Raw genomic sequence first — 18,386 nt, 5'->3', positions numbered from 1 at the left:
TTCACACCCGAGGAACGAGGTATCTCCACAAGTAGCTCCACACAGTATTTTAACGGATTAAAAGTAAAAAAGCCCCAAGATTGGAGCTTTAATATTCTAGAACGAAAGTTTAATCAACTTTATAGACTTTGCCTCGTTGTTTTTCTTCAGAACCAACTAAACCAAATTCAAATGTATAAGAATCTTTAGAAGTATTTAAAATCTTCATGCTGATTGCTTTTTCTTCAGCCATATTTTTCGGATGTTTCTTTTGCAGCACATACTCGCAGTCACTTACCCAGCGTATTGTCGCAGTATCAGTTTTTCCCTCAAAAGTTTCAATTTCGATATCATCTTTACGTTCAAAATAAGTTGTTTTTTTAACACCATTTACTTCAAACTCAAATTTGAATTTTCCAGTTTTAAAATCCTTGCAATTGTGTTCTGCATTATAACAAGAAACTAAAGCCAGAAAAGGGAATAAGAATATAATTTTTTTCATTTTTTATACTTTAAGCTTTAGGCAATAGGCTTTAAGCTTTACTTAATAAGCAGTTTTGCTTATAGCCTAAAGCTTATAGCTTTTATCATTTTAATCTTTTTAATTCGTCATCGGTAAAGTTCTTAATTTCTTTTTCTTTGGCAAACTTTTCGGCATTGTAATTTCCCGATTTATTCTTCGGAATCGATAAACTATTCCATTCGCTGTTTTTCAATTGTTTGGCATAAAAAACAATCTGTCCAACATGATACGGATAATGTGCCAATTGGCGGTTTATGGCTTCTATAACTGTATGACCTTCATTTCGGATATAGATAACTGTTGAAAGATGTTCTGATTTTAGACTATTCAGCGTTTCAAGAAAAACATTCCAGCCTTTGTTCCAAATTTCTAAAACTTGTTCTTTCGATTGTAAATCATTTTCAAATTCGGCGTCACGATTTCGCCATTCTTTTTCGCCATCTGTAGTAAGGAAGTCTGTCCAGCGCGAAAGCATATTACCAGAAATGTGTTTTACAATTGTGGCAATGCTGTTCGTGTCTTGATTAATAGCAGTAAATAGCTGTTCTGGTTCAAGTTGATCCATAGCTTTTTCGCCAAGCATTTTATAATATAAAAATTGCTTTTTTACACTTTCTAAATAGGATTTATCGGCGACACTCATAAATAATATTTTTAACTGATTGGTAGAATAAATATGTCGCTCCGATGAAGCTTTGAACTTTACGAAAATATTTTATCTACAAATATTTTGCCTCTTTAAGGCATCTTTATAGAATTAGACAATCTTAATATCGTATTTATCTAACAATCCAACAATTCCATCGTTAGAAAATTGTGCTTTTCGCATCGGATTGAATTCAGGATCTATTTTATAATTGTATGCGGTTTTAAAATTAACTCCCGCTAATTGCGTTTCATTAAAAATAGCACCGTCAAGGTTACAATTATCAAAAACAGAACTCGTTAAATTGGTTCCAATAAAAGTTACTTCGCGTACAGACGAATTGATAAACTTTGTTTTAGGCATTTTTTTATTCGAAAATAACGCATAATCTAAAGTGCACTCTTCAAAATAAACTTGGAACAAAAAATCATCACATTCATTAAAAGCAATTCCTAAAAGTTTACAGTTTTTAAAAGTCACATTTTTTAAACTCGTTCCTGCCAAACTTGTCATAGAAAGATTGCAGTCAATAAATTCGCAGTCTAAAAAAGTATTGTTGGAGAAATTGCTGTTCGAAAAGTCACAATTTTTAAAAACACAATCTTCAAACTCTCGATTGTTTATTTTTTTGTCGATGTAAACAACTTTCTCGAATGTTTTCTGAATGTGAATTATGCCTTCCATTTTTATTTGGATAAAGATTTATATTTTAGAGATTAGTAGACCTGACAGGTTTTTAAAACCTGTCAGGTCTATGGAGGAGATTATTTAGTCATTAAATATACCTTTCATAATAATTTTCAATCCAAGAAAGATCAAAAACATCGAACTCAAACAAGCTATAATTCCAATTCCTAAAACTAGATAGTGCCAGTTTGTATGCTGATTCATAAAAGCATTATAAATCATTGACGGCCCAAGAAACATCAAAGGCAGAGCGCCTGTTAAGTACTTAACTCCTTTTCGTAGCAATTCTTTATTTGTAGACATTTGTTTGCTTTTTGTTTCAGGTTGTTGAACTTACATTTAACCGCAAATTGCGCTAAGATTTACGCAAAGTTTGCAAAGTTTTTTAGATAAAACTTTGCGGGCTTTGTGTTTTATACAAAGCATTGCAAACAAAAAAAACTTTGCGAACTTTGCGGTTAAATTAAAGTAAACCTATTTACTTATTATAATTGTCAACAGCATTTCTTACGCTGCCGTATTTTTTTAATAATTCTGAAGCTTCTTCGTAAGAAACAGGAATTTCATCCATAATCATTTTAACGCCTCGATCAACCAGTTTAATATTACTTAACTGCATATCGACCATTTTGTTGCCTCTCACTTTTCCAAGCTGAATCATCGCTGCAGTCGAAATCATATTAAGAACTAATTTTTGTGCAGTTCCGGCTTTCATTCTAGAACTTCCGGTAATAAATTCTGGACCAACAACCACTTCAATTGGGAATTGCGCGGTCAATGCCAGCGGACTTCCCGCATTGCATGTTATGCATCCTGTTACAATATTGTTTTGATTACAAGCTTCTAAACCGCTTATTACATAAGGAGTTGTACCAGAAGCTGCAATACCAATTACGACATCATTAGAATCAATATTATGATTTTGAAGATCAATCCAAGCATTTGTAGTACTGTCTTCAGCATTTTCTACAGCACGTCTTATAGCTGTATCACCGCCTGCAATTATACCATTTACCAAATCAAAAGGAACACCAAATGTTGGGGGACATTCTGAAGCATCAACAACACCAAGGCGACCAGAAGTTCCTGCTCCGATATAAAACAATCTGCCTCCTAATTTTAATTTAGCGACTATTTGCGGAATTAAAGCTTCTATTTGCGGTAAAGCTTTTTCAACTGCATAAGGAACAGTTTTGTCTTCTTGGTTAATATTGGATAACAATTCATGAACAGACATTTTTTCTAAATGTTCATACTTTGATGCTAGTTCAGTAGTTTTCGTAAATGTCATTTGAGTGTTATTTAGACAGGTCAAAATTAATATTTTTTATTGCAATCTCGCAAAGTCTCAAAGATTTATAAATCTTTTTTTTCTTCTATTTTTTATTTATAAGGACTGTTTTTCTCAAGCGTTGTTACACCAACTAAAATATTATATTTGTTCTATATTAAAAGATTCAATGGATAAGTTAGATTTACTGCAGAATATAGCCCGGATTTCAGTTTTCGTTTCTTTATTACTTGCGTTTTTTTTATTAACGGTTAAAACCGAAAATAAATTAGCCAACCGTCTATTTGCTTTCTTTTTTATTTTCTCTGCTATCGATCTCAGCGGATTCTTTATGTATTTATATACGGAAGACCATAGAAATCTGGAGATTTTTAGATCCACAGCTTGTTTGTTGGGAATGCCACTATTTTATTTATATGTATTGGCCGTTTGTTATTCTGATTTTAGATTAAAATGGAAACATTTAGTTCATGTGATTCCTTTTATTGTTACTAATTTGATCTTTATTCCACGAATCTATCTTCCAATCGATGAAGGAAGTTTTGCCAGCACGCTTAATCAAATGTCTGAAATTTACTTTATTCAGATTTTAATTGAATTTCAATATGCTTTTTACATGATCAATGTATTTTTAATTTTAAAGAAGTACAGAGAAATTTACTTAGAAAATTACGCCAATCCGAGTACTTCCACTTATAAATGGCTTTTTCAAATGACATGTGTTTTTCTTGCTGCACACTCTATCGTGGCATTAAAAAATATAATACGTTACAGCGGTTTTAGAGAAGTTTTTCTTTGGGCAAATGTACTAGTCGGAACAATCGCTTTGTTTATAACTTGTTGGTTTATAATGAAAGCATTGAATCATCCAGAGCTTTTTAGAGGAGTTAATTCTAAATTGAAACTTACAAAAGACATTCTGCCAGAAGTGGAAGAAAAACCAGAATGGGTAAATGCTCAAAACGATTTAATTAATAAGCAAATTGCAGCGTTGAAACAATATATGATCGAAAAAGAACCTTTTTTAGATCCTTCACTTACAATACAGGAATTAGGAAATCAAATTAATATGCCGGTTCGGGATTTATCAATTTTGATTAATCATCATATCAATCAACATTTTTTTGATTTTGTGAATGAATATCGCATTCAAAAAGCCATGAATATTTTAAAAGATCAGTCTAAAAGCCAGCTTACTGTGTTAGAGATTTTATACGAAGTAGGTTTTAACTCCAAATCTTCGTTTAATACTTCTTTTAAAAAATATACAAACGTAACGCCTACGGCTTACCGAAACGCTTCATAATAAGAGGTTTGTAAAAAGTCGTACTTCAGTCTTATAAAGTCGAACCAATTTCTACAGTAGAAATTGGTTCGACTTTTTTTTGTCGGTCGAATTCTGAAAATTTCTACGGCAACTTTGCTTCAAATTAATTGAACAAGTTTAAAATTAGAAATCATGAAAAAAGCAAACCTTTTAATCTTCTTATTATTTCCTCTATTTTGTTTAGCACAATCATCTTTTAAATTAAAAGGAAAAATATCCAGCGAAACAACTTCATTAGAATGGGCAGATGTTTCCATGTCAAATTCTGAAGGAAAAATTATCGATGGAACTACAACCAAACAAGACGGTACTTTTGAAATGACTATTAAAAAAGGTTCTTATAAAATTGGAATAAGTCTTTTGGGATTTACAGATTATGAAAAAGATATTTTAATTGAAAATGATACCAATTTAGGAACAATCATTTTAAAAGAAAATACAACCAATTTAGTTGAAGTTGTCATTCAGTCTAAAAAGAAAACTGTTGAGCAGAAAACAGATCGTTTGGTTTATAATCTTGAAAATAATGTTACAACGGTTGGCGGTGATGCTTTGAGTGCTATTAATACAGCGCCTGGAGTTGTGGTAAAAAACGATCTGATTACGATATTAGGCAAAGGAACTTCACGAGTTATGATTGACGGAAGAATGATCGAATTAACGGGTGAAGAGCTAAATAATTTCTTGAAATCTATTTCGGCAAATGATATTAAAAATATTGAAATTATCAGTAATCCACCGGCAAAATATGAAGCGGAAGGAACTGGCGGATTAATTAATATTATAATGAAAAAAGGAGTGCGAGATTCTTGGAAAAATACAACAACACTTTCGTACGATCAGAATAAATACGGAATTTATACTTTGAGAGATAATTTCTTTTATAATAAAAACAAGTTTAGAATTGCAGCTAGTGTTAACGGAAAAACGGGTTATAAAAATGCCGATGAAGCTTTGGATATGTATTTTCCTAATGGACTTTCTAGTATGAAAAGTGTAACGAAAGTGAAAAATGAAAATCTTTCGGGAAAATTGGCTGTCGATTATGATTTTTCTGAACGCACTTCGGTTGGTTTTCAATTTTTGAATGATAGAAATAATCCAGATTTTGGATCGGATATAAGAATTGGGAAATATAATACTCAAAATCAGCTGCAGAATGTTACGCTGAATGATAGTTACACTGATAAAAGTTCAGGAAACCAAACTTATAATGCGCATTTGATTACCAAATTGGATTCTTTAAACAGAAGATTATCTTTTGATGCGGATTACTTTAATTACAATTCAAAATTTGATAGAAATTTTACCGCCAATAATTACACTCCAGATATGACATTTGTGGATGTAAATCAATCGGGAAGAAATATATCGAATCAGGAAATTGATAACTGGAGTTTTAAGGCCGATATGGAGCATCCGCTTCAAGCTTTAAATTTATCTTATGGTGCAAAGATGAGTTTTACAAATAGTATTAGCGATGTATTTTATTATAATACAATTACAGGAAATCCAGAATTGGACCCTTCGCAGTCAAACCGATTTAAATACACCGAAAATAATCAGGCAGTTTACATTAATGGAGATAAAAAGTTAAATGAAAAATGGAATTTTCAATTGGGATTAAGACTTGAGAATACACAAACTAGCGGATTTTCTGAAACGATGAATCAGGAAACAGAAAATAATTACTTGAAGTTATTTCCAACATTTTATACTTCTTATAAAAGAAATGAAAATAATACATTCAGTTTAAATTACGGAAAACGAATCAACAGACCTCGTTTTGACTTACTGAATCCGTTTAAGGTTTATATTAACAGCAACAGTTATTCTGAAGGAAATCCGTTTTTAAAACCTTCATTTAGTGATAATTTTGAGTTTGCGCATTCGTATAAAGAAATTTTGAGAACAAGTGTTTTTTTGAATGTAATTACAAACGGTTACGGAGTTTTGTTTACATCAAATCCTGAAACTAACACACAGATTGTAACGCGCGAAAACTATTTTAAAAACTTGAATTATGGTGTTGGAGAAAGTTACTCAGCTGGTTTTGCAGATTGGTGGTCAAGTGAAAATTCCTTGTATTTTTTAGGAGCAAAAACCAAGTTTATCAAAAATATAAATGCAACGCCTTCAAATAGTTTACAAGTTGAATTTTCTACCAATAATACTTTTATATTAGGCAAAACGACAAAACTACAAATTGATTTTAGTTATAGTTCGCCTTTTAAAAGCGGCTTGTATGAAGTAGGATATGCATCGAGTTTTGATATTGGTTTTAAACAGGATTTGTTTAATAAAACATTGCAGATTGCATTCTTGGCCAATGATATTTTTAATATGTCTTATTTAAAAGATTTTACTTCTGTTGTAAATGGCGTTAAACAAGTTTACAGCCAGAATGAGAGCAATAGATTTGTACGCTTATCTTTAGTTTACAATTTCGGAAACAAGAAAATAAATGTAAAAGAGCGTGCTTTCGGAAATCAGGAGGAGAAAAAGAGAACGGGGAATTAAATTAGATAATTAGATAATGCGTCAATTAGAAAATTATCTCATTATCTAATTGACACATTTTCTAATTAATTTATTATAAAAAGAATGCCAGTAAAATTCCCAGAACAATCATCGAGACTTTGGCGATATTAAATTTATGGCCTTCACTGCTTTCAAAGATAATTGTTGAGGAAATATGAAATAAAATACCAATTACAATGGCTGTAATTTCAGTATAATAATCGCTTAAAAAGGGTAAATATTCAGAGGCAACAGTTCCAAGCGGTGTCATAATGGCGAAAGTCAGCATAAAGGCGAAAATGGCTTTTTTGTTTAAATCGGCATTGATGAAAAATGTCGTTAAAATAACCGCAATTGGTAAATGATGAATGGCAATTCCGAGTGCTAAATCGTGGTGATGACTTACTGGAAAACCTTCTAAAAAGGCATGAATGCACAAACTGATAAACAAAAGCCACGGAATCTGAGACATTTTTGCATGTCCGTGAACGTGACCGTGTTCTGCACCTTTGGAGAAAAATTCTAGAATGATTTGAAACAAAATCCCAACCATTATAAAAACACCAATTTTATGATTGTGAGTGCTGTAAACTTCTGGCAGCAGATGCATTACAGTTAATGACAATAAAAATGAACCGCTAAAAGCAAGCAGCAATTTTAAATTGGTTTTGTTATTGGGTTTAATAAACAAAGCCACACTATATCCTAAAAGTACAGAAAATAAGGGTAGTAGATAGTTCATTTGTATTTGTTTAATCGTTGATTTGTTTAATCTTTTTAGCTGTTTAATTGTTTAATCGTTGTCTATGTTTAATAGATTTAACGACTAAACAAATAAACGGTTTACCAATAAAAGCTATTTAAAAATCATGATTAATCTTTCGCTTTCGGTTTTGTGGAATTTTTTGAGTTTGTAATCTCCAAAAATATCCAAAAGATAAATACCAGCTTCGTCCATTAAATCTTGAAAATCTTTTAATGTCAGCGCTTTTACTTTTTCGGTAAAATGATATTTTCTGCCTTGATCTTCAAAGTCAATTTCTTTAAAAATATGTCCGTCTTCAACATATCGTTTGATGTGAAAATCAATTTCGTCAACTGTTTTAACTTCTTGAGGAACCAGAGTTTCAATTACCTGAGTAACATTCATAAAGTCAATAACGGCAAAACCATATTCTGATAAACTTTCTTTTATGGCTTTTAAAGTAGTCAGATTGTCTTCATCGTTTTCAAAATAACCAAAGCTTGTAAACAAGTTAAAGATAGCATCGAACTTTTCTTCAAAAGGCTCGCGCATGTCATGCACTTTAAAATGCAGGGTTTCGTTGCTGTTTTTGCTGGCTTCTGCAATGCTGTTTTCAGATAAATCGGCACCTAAGACATCATAACCTAACTGATTTAAATAAATAGAATGACGGCCTTTTCCGCATGCCAAGTCAAGCACTTTTGCTTTTTCAGGCAAATTAAGGTAATGCGTTAAATTGTCCATGAAAACCTGAGCTTCACGATAGTTGCGATCCTTATAAAGAATGTGATAGTAAGGAGTGTCAAACCATGAAGAATACCAATTTTGGTTGTCATCTTCTTGATTTGGGATTGATGCGTTATGCTTTTCAGACATTTATTCTATTTCAATTAATTCAAAGTCCCGCAAATTTAGTGTATTTTTGCCGAAAAATAACTATTTAGCAGCGATACCTCGATAATCCTTGCTATTATGTACAGATGCAATGTAGTGCATCTTTATAAACTTTAGTTTTTTTTAATTTAAAAGAAAAGATGGAAGAAAATTTTAAAATGATTGCCAAATGTTTTTTTGGCTTTGAAGAAATATTAGAAAAAGAATTACGTACACTTGGAGCTCAGGATGTTGAAAAAGGAGTGAGAATGGTAAGTTTTAAAGGAGATAAAGGTTTTATGTACAAAGCCAATTTATCTTTGCGTACTGCTCTTAAAATCTTAAAACCAATTTACTCTTTTAGAGCTAATAACGAGCAGGCATTATACAAAGGGATTTCTGGTTTAAACTGGTCTAAATATTTAAATGCAAACCAGACTTTTGTAATAGATACAACGGTACATTCTACATATTTCAATCATTCTGAATTTGTTTCTCAGAAATGTAAAGATGCAATTGTCGATCAGTTTAGAGAAAGAACAGGACAACGTCCAAGTATCGATAAGCAATATCCAGATTTACGTATAAATGTTCATATAGATAAAGATCAGGTTTCGGTATCTTTAGATACTTCTGGAAATTCACTGCATCAGCGTGGTTATAGAACCGCTACAAATATTGCTCCTATTAATGAGGTTTTGGCTGCCGGGATTTTATTATTATCCGGCTGGGAAGGTCAAGGTCACTTTTTGGACCCAATGTGCGGATCTGGAACTTTTTTGGCGGAAGCCGCAATGATCGCCTGCAATATTCCTGCAAATATCAATAGAAAGGAATTTGCTTTTGAAAAATGGAAAGATTGGGATAATGATTTATTCGATCAAATTATAAATAGTTTAATGAAAAAAACAAAAGAGTTTCATTACACTATTAAAGGTTTTGACAAAGCGCCAAGTGCCGTAAGCAAAGCGAAAGACAATATTCGAAATGCCAATTTAGAGGATTATGTAACTATTCGTGAAGATAACTTTTTTGATACTGAAAAAGAAACCGAAGGAAAACTCCATATGGTTTTCAATCCGCCGTATGACGAACGTTTAGATATTCAAATGGAAAGATTCTATAGTAGTATTGGTGACACGCTAAAGAAAAATTATCCAGGAACCGATGCCTGGTTTATTACAGCAAATCTAGATGCGTTGAAATTTGTAGGTTTAAAACCTTCAAGAAAAATAAAACTTTTTAATGCGAGTCTAGAAGCACGTTTGGTTAAATACGAAATGTACGAGGGAAGTAAGAGAACGAAATTTCAGATCTAAGATTCTAAGTTACTAAGGTTCTAAGGAGCTAAGAATTGGAAATGAATATTATAAAAAAACATTAAGTTTCTGGCTGTTTNAAAAAAAAATGACAAAACTACAATTAAGAGCTTTTTTATATCAATTAGGAAGTTTCGCAATTTTATTTCTATTGTTGAGATTTGTAATTGCATCTTATACAGGATTAACTGGAATTTGGATTCCATTGACTGCTTTTGTGGTGGCTACCATTATTGGACCAAAATTTCAGGCAGTAAAAACGAAAGATGGAGAAAAACTTTTTATGAAATGGATTTTCGTGAAAGGAATTAAAGAAATAGAGTAGAAGTTACTAAGATTCTAAGCAGTTAAGTTTCTTAGTATTTATAAAGCATAAAAAAGCCGTCAATTTTTGATTTGACGGCTTTTTTTATATTGTATAATAAAACTTAGTATCTCAGAACCTTAGTGCCTTAGAACCTCATCTTATTTTTTAGGAGCTTCCTTAATCTCTGGCACCACTACCTTTTTCTTGTAAATTGGAATAAAATAAGAAACAGTATAATTAAAGCCAACTCCAAAACTTCCATCGTAAGTTCTGTTGAAACCTGGGATATAAAGATTATCAAATCCGCTGGGTTTTTTATTGGTAGCCAAAAGTTTCAGCTGAACGCCAAAACCAACGAATACATTATCAAAAACTTCTGCTTTTAATCCCATTGCTACTTCCAGCCATGTCGCTGTAAGTCCGCTGTATTTTTGGTCTGTTGTTATAGCAGGCAGTTCACCCCAATACGGATTAGGATTGTAAATTTTATAGCTGTTTAAATCCTGGCTAAAAGTACTAAAACCGCCTCGAAGTCCAATTGTGATTAAGTTTTCCATGTCAAGCCAGTTTTCATAGAAATTATAATCAAATCCAGCTTTTACATAAGTTCCAGCGGCCGATGAATTTAATCTGTCATCATCTGTTGTTTTATTTTCATAACCCAATTCTGCAGCCAGATAGTATTTTTTGGTTAATCTCCAATCACCAACAAATTCTACTCCTTTATAATCTTTGTCATAAAGACCGCGGGTAAGTTTGTACAAATCTACACCAACACGAAGACCGTATCGATCTGTTTTGACGACACTGTCTTTTTTTACCTCAGCTTTCTGAACTGGTGGTTTACTAGTTACAGTTTTAGGTTTTACAATAGTGTCTTTTTTATTTGGTGATATCTCTGGTGTATCTTGAGCTTGCCCTAAAAACACTGAAAAGAATAAAAAAATACTAGAAATAAACTTCAATGTGTGTTTCATTTTCAGATTCAATGTTAGGGTTTTTTAATTGTACATCAGTCATCCAAACGGTATCTCCATCTGGATCTGTGCGAAGAAAAGGGTCAACAGGCTTTAAAGCAAAAATAGTTTTAAAACCACATGCTCTAGACACGTATACATTTTGACTGGTGTAATTTATAGTTAATACATCAGTATTAATTGATGTTGGGTTTGTACTGGCAGCATTATAAATAAATTTATAGGTAACCGTACCGTCATTAACTTTTAAAGGAATTGCAACCGTACTTCCGCTAGTTAGATATTTAGTCTCATCTGTGCCATTTTCGTTAAAAACGATTCCTTCGGTCATTCCTTCGCCAATTACTTTTAAATTATTGACATTCCTAGTTTTAGTAGGATTGGCAATATCATAGAATGTAATTATCAATCTAGGTGTAGTTGGTGTGTTTGCATCGCAGATATCATCTTTCTCGCAGCTTGATAAGCCAAAAGTAAAGAGCAGCAAAATAGAGAGTAATTTTTTCATGTATATTTTCTATCGAAGTTCTAAAAGTACAACATTTTCAACATGATGTGTCTGCGGAAACATATCTACAGGTCTTACACGTGTAACTTTGTATTTTTCATCCATTAAAGCCAAATCACGAGCTTGAGTTGCAGAATTACAGCTTACATAAACGACTCTTTTTGGAGCAATTTTTAAGATTTGTTCTACTACGTCTTTATGCATTCCGTCGCGCGGTGGATCTGTAATAATTACATCAGGTTTACCGTGTTGAGCAATAAAAGCTTCATTAAATACAACTTTCATGTCTCCAACAAAAAACTCGCAATTAGTAATATTATTGCGTTCTGCATTGGCTTTTGCATCAATAATAGCTTCGGGAACGCTTTCTACTCCAATTACTTTTTTTGCTTTTTTAGAAACGAACTGAGCAATTGTTCCAGTTCCTGTATATAAATCATAAACGATTTCATTTCCAGTAAGATCAGCAAAATCACGAGTTATTTTATATAATTCGTACGCTTGATCTGAGTTGGTTTGGTAGAAAGATTTAGCGTTGATACTAAATTTCAAACCTTCCATTTCTTCTAGAATGTAATTTCTTCCTTTATAAAGAACAACATCCTGATCGTAGATAGTATCATTTGGTTTTCCGTTTACAACATATTGTAATGAAGTAATTTGAGGGAATTTCTCGTATAAATGATCTAGAATTAACTCTCTGTTTTCTTTGTCTTCTTCAAAAAACTGAATTAAAACCATGATTTCTCCTGTCGAAACGGTACGAATCATTACGGTTCTCAATAATCCAGAATGCTCTCTCGGATTAAAAAACGCTAAATTATGTTCGTTTGCAAATGCGCGAATTTCATTGCGGATTGCATTTGAAGGATCTTCTTGTAAATGACATTTATTAATGTCTAGAATTTTGTCCCACATTTTCGGAATATGAAATCCTAATGCATTTCTATTTCCTAAATCTTCTGTACTTCCAATTTCTTTTTCTGTAAGCCAGCGGCTGTTAGAAAAAGAAAATTCCATTTTATTTCTATAGAAAAACTGTTTCTCAGAACCTAAAATAGTTTCAAATTCCGGAAGTTCAATTTTTCCTATTCTTTGTAAATGATTTTTAACTTCATTTTGTTTAAATGCAAGTTGCTGGCTGTACTTCATATTTTGCCATTTACAGCCTCCGCATACTCCAAAATGCTCACAAATTGGTTCTACTCTATAATCAGATAATTCGTGAAATTTTACGGCTTTACCTTCGTAATACGCCTTTCTTTTTTTAAATGTCTGCACGTCAACTACATCTCCAGGTACCACATTCGGAATAAAGATTACTTTTCCGTCAGGTGCTTTGGCAACCGAAACTCCTTTTGCACCGGCATCAAGAACTTGAATTTGATGAAAGACAACTTTGTCTGTATTTTTTTTTCCCATAGCGCAAAAATAAGCCTTTGAAAACTTTTACAAATTTAATTTTAAAAATATTTTAGAAATTCTTCAAAAAATTAGTTTAGTAAACTTTAAAAGCTAATTTTGTTTGCATAATAATCCTAATAAAATTAGAATTTCAACCTACCATATTGTCCTCTTTTTATGAAGTTGTATCACGCGCTCTCACAAATCAGCTTTCTGAAAAAAAGTTATGCATTCAAATTTTTATTTGTTGCTTTTATAGGGATTCATATTCCTTTAATCGGAATATTATTTTTTGTATTGTATTTTAAATACAGTATTTCTCCAACTTCAATTCTCGTTTTTTCTTTAATAATGACTTTGCTGGCAACGGCGATAACACTTTTAGTTTTAAATAAGTTAATTAAACCTATTGCAACTGCATCAAAAGCATTAGATGATTACCGAAACTTGAGAAAATTGTCTGTTTTGCCGACAGAATATACAGATGAAGCTGGACTCCTTTTATGCAATATTCAAGAATCGATTTACGAAGCCGAGAGTTTTATTAATGAAAAACAAGATTTAGTTTATATGCTTTCGCATGATTTAAAGAATTTTGCTGGAAATCCGCAGGGTTTGGCTCAATTAATTATAAGCGAAAATCCATCAGAATCAGTTAAAAACCTTGCAGAATTAATCTGTGAGTCAACCAATCTTCAATTTAGATATATTGATAATTTTATTAAGCTTTTAAACGAGCAGGATCAAGTTGTAAAAGTAACTTCAGATACAAAAACGATTTTGTTTCCTAATATCCTTCCTTTTATTAATGAACAGGTAGAACAGCGTTTATTTGATAAAAAGATAAAATTGAATTTAATCTTAGAATGTGTTGAAGCTAAACTTAAAATTGACGAAGGTCTTTTGATTCAGGTTTTAGTGAATTTAATAAGCAATGCCGTGAAATTCTCTTATTTTGACAGTGAAATCAAAGTGAGAATTTTTTCAGAAGATTCAAAATTGATTTTAACGGTAAAAGATTCTGGAATTGGTTTCGATAAAAATCAGATTGAGGAATTGTTTAAAAAGTTTACCAAAATGAGCCGACTAGGAACTGCTAATGAAGGTTCAACGGGAATTGGCTTGTATTTATGCAAGAAAATAATAGAACGTAACAAAGGCCGATTAACGGCTTCGAGTGACGGCAAGAACAAAGGTGCTGAATTTAGAATTGAATTTGATATATAAAAAAGGTTATTAAGATTGTTTTGTAAATCTTATATAACCTTTTTTTTATTTTGTATAAACCCCAAATACTAACGTTGGTTTCTCATCTATACATTCTATTCCTGTTGGAGGTATTACCATTACGCAATCTGCATAGTCTGCATATAATCCCCATTTAGAATATATTTTTCCTCTAGTATTAATGTACTTGTCAATTTTTTTCTGAAAAACAGCTAAGTCTATTTTTTTAGAATACATAATATATCCTGAGCAGCCAGAAGGATCAAGTTTCATATATGCCCAATCTTCTGGATTTGTGCAAGGCTGCGTATTTATGAAAGAAAAAAACTTAAAATATTACCAAAGCTGATGAACAGAAGGTTTTATAAATTCATCATAAATTTTATTCATTTCCGAAATCTGCTCTACAGTTAATTTTGGAGTATCATAAACCGATAAATTTGATAAAACATGATTTACTTTTGATGCTCCGGGAATAATACAGCTTATTTCTTTAAAACTCAAAATCCATTGTAAAGCAATAGGAGCGAGGTTTGGCGTTTCTGGGAATAATGCTTTTAGGGCTTCAACTGCTTTTAAACCTAATTCATAATCAATTCCAGAAAAAGTTTCTCCTTTATCAAAAGCTTCTCCGTTACGGTTAAAGTTACGATGATCCTGAGGTTCAAAAACTGTTTTTTCGCTGAATGTACCCGTTAAAAGTCCGCTTGCAAGAGGAACTCTGGCAATAATGCCAATATCTTTTTTTCTGGCTTCTGAGAAAAATAATTCTGAAGGACGCTGGCGGAACAAATTGAAAATAATCTGAACAGTCATTACATTCGAATATTCTATTGCCTTTAAGGCTTCTTCAACTTTTTCGACACTTACACCAAGGTTAAGTATTTTTCCTTGGTCTTTTAAACGGTCAAAAAGTTCGAAGATTTCAGGACGGTAATAAACTTCAGTGGGCGGACAGTGCAGCTGAATCAAATCTAGGGTCTCTAAACCAGTTCTTTTTAAACTGTCTTCTACGAATTTTTGAAGGACTTTTGGAGTATATCCTTCATTGACATGAGGATTGATCTGGCGTCCGCATTTTGTAGCAACATAAATTCGTTCAGATCGAGATCGAACCACTCTGCCGACAGCGGTTTCACTTAATCCGTTTTCATAAACATCGGCTGTATCGATAAAATTAACGCCGTTGTCTATTGCTGTATTTAAAAGTTCATCTGCGGTTTTATCATCAAAACCCGAACCCCATTTTCCTCCCACCTGCCAAGTGCCAAGAGAGATTTCAGATATATTAAAGTTTGTTTTTCCTAGTTTTCTGTAGTTCATTTTTTTGAGGTTCTAAGTTTCTGAGTTGCTAAGGTTCTAAGTTTTTTTGAGATTCTAAGTTTTAGTGTTTAAAATCTTAGAACCTTAGTAACTTAGTTTCTTAGTATCTTTTTTTAATCAAATAAATCCGAAGACAAATAACGATCGCCTCTGTCGCAGATAACGGCAACTATAACACCAGATTCTAATTGTTCTGCAATTTTTAAGGCAACGGCAACAGAACCTCCGCTGCTCATTCCCGCGAAAACACCTTCTTCTAATGCTAATCTTTTGGTCATTTGGCGTGCTTCTTCTTCGCTTACATCCACGACAGTATCAACTTTAGAAGCATCAAAAATTTTCGGAAGATATTCTTCCGGCCATTTACGAATTCCAGGAATCTGTGATCCATCGCTTGGCTGAGCGCCGATAATCTGCACATTTGGATTCTTTTCTTTTAAATAAGTCGAAGTTCCAATAATAGTTCCAGTAGTTCCCATTGCCGAAACAAAATGCGTAACAGTTCCTTCAGTATCGTTCCATATTTCAGGACCGGTTGTTTTGTAATGCGCTTTCCAGTTATCATCATTGGCAAACTGATTTAACATTAAATAACCGCCTTGTGCTACTTTTTTGTCTGCATAATCTCGTGAACCAATAATTCCTTCGCTGGCAGGGGTTAAAATAACTGTAGCGCCGTAAGCACGCATTGTTTGTGTGCGCTCTTTTGTGGAATCTTCAGGTAAAACCAATTCGATTTCTATGCCAAATAATTGAGCGATCATTGCCAGTGCAATTCCAGTATTTCCGCTGGTTGCTTCAATTAATTTATCGCCTTTTTTAATATCACCTCTTTCTAATGCGGCAGCGATCATATTGTAAGCTGCCCTGTCTTTTACGCTTCCTCCAGGATTATTTCCTTCGAGTTTTAGCAAAAGTTTTACATTTTTATTTTTAACCAAATTGACAGTTTCCATTAAAGGAGTATTTCCAATTAGGTTTAATAATTTCTGTGGACCCATTATTTTTTTTCTTTTATTTTGACTTCTGTTGTGGTGGTGTTTAATACGATGGAATCTTCAGGGATAGATTTAGTTACCCATGAATTTCCGCCAATAACACTGTTCTTTCCAATTACCGTTTCTCCGCCTAAAATTGTTGCGTTGGCATAAATACACACATTCGCTTCAACGGTAGGATGTCTTTTAGCATTTTTCATATCCTTGCTCACACTTAATGCACCAAGCGTAACACCTTGATAAATTTTTACATGTTTTTTGATAACAGTAGTTTCTCCAATTACAATTCCGGTAGCGTGGTCAATGAAAAATGGCGATGCAATATTTGCTCCGGCATGAATATCTGTTCCTGTAATCCTATGTGCATATTCGCTCATTAATCGAGAAAACAGAAGTAAATCTAAATGGTACAATTCATGGCTTAATCTATAAATAGCTATAGCGTAAAAACCAGGATATCCCAGATAAACTTCATCGATACTATTTGAGGCAGGATCGTTTTCTAAAATGTACTCGGCATCTTGGTTTAATTTTTCTAAAACGCTTGGAAGTTTTTCTAAAAATCTATCCCACATAGAACCGCATAAATTTTGTGGTTTTTTGCAGGCTAAAACAGCGATTTCTTTAAAGCATTTTTCCAATTCATCAATGCTTTCTTCTAAAATTGCATTTGAATCAAAAAGAGTGTAAAAAAGCTTTTCTGTAAAGTCTTCTGTTTTGGTTTTAATACCGTAGTTTATGTGCGAATGGCTCTTTAAGGCCTTTATATTTTGTATGATAGTGTCTTTTGTCACAATGGTAAAAATGAATGAATAATTTTGGAACGTTAAAAGTAAGGTGTTTTTTGGAAATAAAGTCACGATTTAACTAAAGAAATTTTGTTTAGATAGTTGTATTTGTGATAAAAAACGAATTCTAAACACTTCTTTTTTATGTGTTTCTTACCAAGTTAATTGCGTAAATTAGCTTTCAAAACATATCAAAATGAAAAATAATAAAACATTTAAGAGTGCAATTTCGGGACTTCCATTTAGTGAAAACGAAAAAATCTGTGGTAAATCAATTCATGATCCTATTTTGGGTTTAATCAAAAAAGAATTTCCTGATTTTAATGATGACGATTGTATCGCTGTAAACGAATTAAATGTTTATCGCCAGCAATATATTTCCAATTATCTTTCGACAGAAATTGGAGCGCTTTCGGCAATGGAGAAAAGTGTTATTTCTTCATTAAAACAAGATAAATCAATAGTAAGTATTGTTGAAGACGAAGAAGAAGTTCGAAACTTAGGACAAAGAGTAGCTGATAGAGTAGCCGATTTTGGCGGAAGCTGGACTTTTATTATTTCGTTTGTCGTTTTTATTGCTATCTGGATCGGCTCCAATGTTTATATTCTTTTAAATAAAGGTTTTGATCCGTATCCGTTTATTCTTTTAAATTTAATTCTTTCTTGCGTAGCAGCTTTGCAGGCGCCGGTGATTATGATGAGTCAAAACCGCCAAGAAGAAAAAGATAGGAATCGAGCTAAAAAAGATTATATGATTAATCTAAAGTCTGAATTAGAAATTAGAATGATCCATGATAAAATCGATCATTTGATTATGCATCAGCAGCAAGAATTAATCGAAATTCAGAAAGTGCAAATCGAGATGATGAATGATATTTTGGATCAGATTAAGAAATAAAGGTTCTTAAAATTCCAATTTTTTAAAATCCCAAATTCCAAAAAAG

Annotated in this window: 20 protein-coding genes; 6 read left to right on the top strand and 14 right to left on the bottom strand. The window is 32.5% G+C overall.

Annotated elements, in window-relative coordinates; translation table 11 throughout:
- Nucleotides 1–109 precede the first annotated feature (109 nt).
- From ASE40_RS18880 to murQ, 5 genes are all read right to left on the bottom strand, one after another.
- Nucleotides 110–481: a hypothetical protein gene (locus ASE40_RS18880; protein ID WP_057118688.1), complete on the bottom strand. Its 372-nt coding sequence runs from the start codon at nt 479–481 to the stop codon at nt 110–112.
- Between the two features lie 85 nt (nt 482–566).
- The gene (locus tag ASE40_RS18875; RefSeq protein WP_057118686.1) at nt 567–1,145 is read right to left on the bottom strand and encodes a DUF1572 family protein; all 579 of its coding nucleotides are present in this window, start codon (nt 1,143–1,145) and stop codon (nt 567–569) included.
- Between the two features lie 114 nt (nt 1,146–1,259).
- Nucleotides 1,260–1,832, bottom strand: coding sequence for a pentapeptide repeat-containing protein (locus ASE40_RS18870; RefSeq protein WP_057118684.1), 573 nt, complete (start codon nt 1,830–1,832; stop codon nt 1,260–1,262).
- 84 nt (nt 1,833–1,916) lie between these two features.
- Nucleotides 1,917–2,138: a DUF6095 family protein gene (locus ASE40_RS18865; protein ID WP_057118682.1), complete on the bottom strand. Its 222-nt coding sequence runs from the start codon at nt 2,136–2,138 to the stop codon at nt 1,917–1,919.
- Nucleotides 2,139–2,313: 175 nt separating this feature from the next.
- Complete coding sequence (gene murQ / locus ASE40_RS18860) at nt 2,314–3,126, bottom strand: N-acetylmuramic acid 6-phosphate etherase (protein ID WP_057118680.1); 813 nt, start codon at nt 3,124–3,126, stop codon at nt 2,314–2,316.
- A gap of 169 nt (nt 3,127–3,295) precedes the next feature.
- Between murQ and ASE40_RS18855 the strand changes: the two genes are divergently transcribed.
- Nucleotides 3,296–4,432, top strand: a complete 1,137-nt coding sequence (locus tag ASE40_RS18855) for a helix-turn-helix domain-containing protein (RefSeq protein WP_057118678.1) — start codon at nt 3,296–3,298, stop codon at nt 4,430–4,432.
- 153 nt (nt 4,433–4,585) lie between these two features.
- The gene (locus ASE40_RS18850; RefSeq protein WP_057118676.1) at nt 4,586–6,973 is read left to right on the top strand and encodes a TonB-dependent receptor domain-containing protein; all 2,388 of its coding nucleotides are present in this window, start codon (nt 4,586–4,588) and stop codon (nt 6,971–6,973) included.
- Nucleotides 6,974–7,046: 73 nt separating this feature from the next.
- Here the strand turns inward: ASE40_RS18850 and ASE40_RS18845 are convergent, their stop codons facing one another.
- Both ASE40_RS18845 and ASE40_RS18840 read right to left on the bottom strand, forming a co-directional pair.
- Nucleotides 7,047–7,715, bottom strand: a complete 669-nt coding sequence (locus ASE40_RS18845; RefSeq protein ID WP_057118673.1) for a ZIP family metal transporter — start codon at nt 7,713–7,715, stop codon at nt 7,047–7,049.
- A gap of 114 nt (nt 7,716–7,829) precedes the next feature.
- Nucleotides 7,830–8,594 carry a class I SAM-dependent methyltransferase gene (locus ASE40_RS18840; protein WP_057118671.1) on the bottom strand — a complete coding sequence of 255 codons (765 nt, stop codon included), beginning with the start codon at nt 8,592–8,594 and terminating at the stop codon, nt 7,830–7,832.
- Between the two features lie 158 nt (nt 8,595–8,752).
- Between ASE40_RS18840 and ASE40_RS18835 the strand changes: the two genes are divergently transcribed.
- Together ASE40_RS18835 and ASE40_RS22420 are read left to right on the top strand one after the other, a co-directional pair.
- A complete protein-coding gene (locus ASE40_RS18835; RefSeq protein WP_057118669.1) occupies nt 8,753–9,910 on the top strand; it encodes a class I SAM-dependent RNA methyltransferase in 1,158 nt (385 codons plus the stop codon).
- 88 nt (nt 9,911–9,998) lie between these two features.
- Nucleotides 9,999–10,235: a hypothetical protein gene (locus tag ASE40_RS22420; protein WP_057118667.1), complete on the top strand. Its 237-nt coding sequence runs from the start codon at nt 9,999–10,001 to the stop codon at nt 10,233–10,235.
- A 140-nt stretch (nt 10,236–10,375) separates the two neighbouring features.
- Here ASE40_RS22420 and ASE40_RS18825 read toward each other — a convergent pair whose 3' ends face one another.
- From ASE40_RS18825 to rlmD, 3 genes are read right to left on the bottom strand one after another with little or no spacing between them, the layout of a single operon-like run.
- A complete protein-coding gene (locus tag ASE40_RS18825; RefSeq protein WP_057118665.1) occupies nt 10,376–11,194 on the bottom strand; it encodes a DUF6048 family protein in 819 nt (272 codons plus the stop codon).
- Nucleotides 11,166–11,702 carry a DUF6452 family protein gene (locus ASE40_RS18820; protein ID WP_057118664.1) on the bottom strand — a complete coding sequence of 179 codons (537 nt, stop codon included), beginning with the start codon at nt 11,700–11,702 and terminating at the stop codon, nt 11,166–11,168. The genes ASE40_RS18825 and ASE40_RS18820 overlap by 29 nt, the downstream gene beginning before the upstream one ends.
- Nucleotides 11,703–11,711: 9 nt before the next feature.
- Complete coding sequence (rlmD, locus tag ASE40_RS18815) at nt 11,712–13,124, bottom strand: 23S rRNA (uracil(1939)-C(5))-methyltransferase RlmD (protein ID WP_057118663.1); 1,413 nt, start codon at nt 13,122–13,124, stop codon at nt 11,712–11,714.
- Nucleotides 13,125–13,283: 159 nt separating this feature from the next.
- Here rlmD and ASE40_RS18810 point away from each other — a divergent pair, with 159 nt between their 5' ends.
- Nucleotides 13,284–14,333 carry a sensor histidine kinase gene (locus tag ASE40_RS18810; RefSeq protein WP_057118662.1) on the top strand — a complete coding sequence of 350 codons (1,050 nt, stop codon included), beginning with the start codon at nt 13,284–13,286 and terminating at the stop codon, nt 14,331–14,333.
- Between the two features lie 45 nt (nt 14,334–14,378).
- On the opposite strand, the gene ASE40_RS18805 is transcribed toward ASE40_RS18810, so the two are convergent.
- The 4 genes from ASE40_RS18805 to epsC all read right to left on the bottom strand — a co-directional run bounded on the left by ASE40_RS18805 (nt 14,379) and on the right by epsC (nt 17,448).
- Nucleotides 14,379–14,606 (bottom strand): hypothetical protein, encoded by a 228-nt coding sequence (locus tag ASE40_RS18805; protein ID WP_057118661.1) that lies wholly within the window; start codon nt 14,604–14,606, stop codon nt 14,379–14,381.
- Between the two features lie 63 nt (nt 14,607–14,669).
- The gene (locus ASE40_RS18800; RefSeq protein ID WP_057118660.1) at nt 14,670–15,656 is read right to left on the bottom strand and encodes an aldo/keto reductase; all 987 of its coding nucleotides are present in this window, start codon (nt 15,654–15,656) and stop codon (nt 14,670–14,672) included.
- A gap of 113 nt (nt 15,657–15,769) precedes the next feature.
- Nucleotides 15,770–16,657 (bottom strand): cysteine synthase CysM, encoded by an 888-nt coding sequence (cysM, locus tag ASE40_RS18795; protein ID WP_057118659.1) that lies wholly within the window; start codon nt 16,655–16,657, stop codon nt 15,770–15,772.
- Nucleotides 16,657–17,448 carry a serine O-acetyltransferase EpsC gene (epsC, locus tag ASE40_RS18790; protein WP_057118658.1) on the bottom strand — a complete coding sequence of 264 codons (792 nt, stop codon included), beginning with the start codon at nt 17,446–17,448 and terminating at the stop codon, nt 16,657–16,659. Before epsC ends, cysM begins: the two co-directional genes overlap by 1 nt.
- Nucleotides 17,449–17,638: 190 nt before the next feature.
- On the opposite strand from epsC, the gene ASE40_RS18785 reads away from it, so the two are divergent.
- Entirely contained in the window at nt 17,639–18,340 is a 702-nt protein-coding gene (locus ASE40_RS18785; RefSeq protein ID WP_057118657.1) for a DUF1003 domain-containing protein, read from the top strand.
- Nucleotides 18,341–18,386: the final 46 nt, after the last annotated feature.

This window comes from Flavobacterium sp. Root935 (assembly GCF_001429295.1).
Classification (GTDB): domain Bacteria; phylum Bacteroidota; class Bacteroidia; order Flavobacteriales; family Flavobacteriaceae; genus Flavobacterium.
This window is presented reverse-complemented; position numbering and strand designations above follow the sequence as displayed.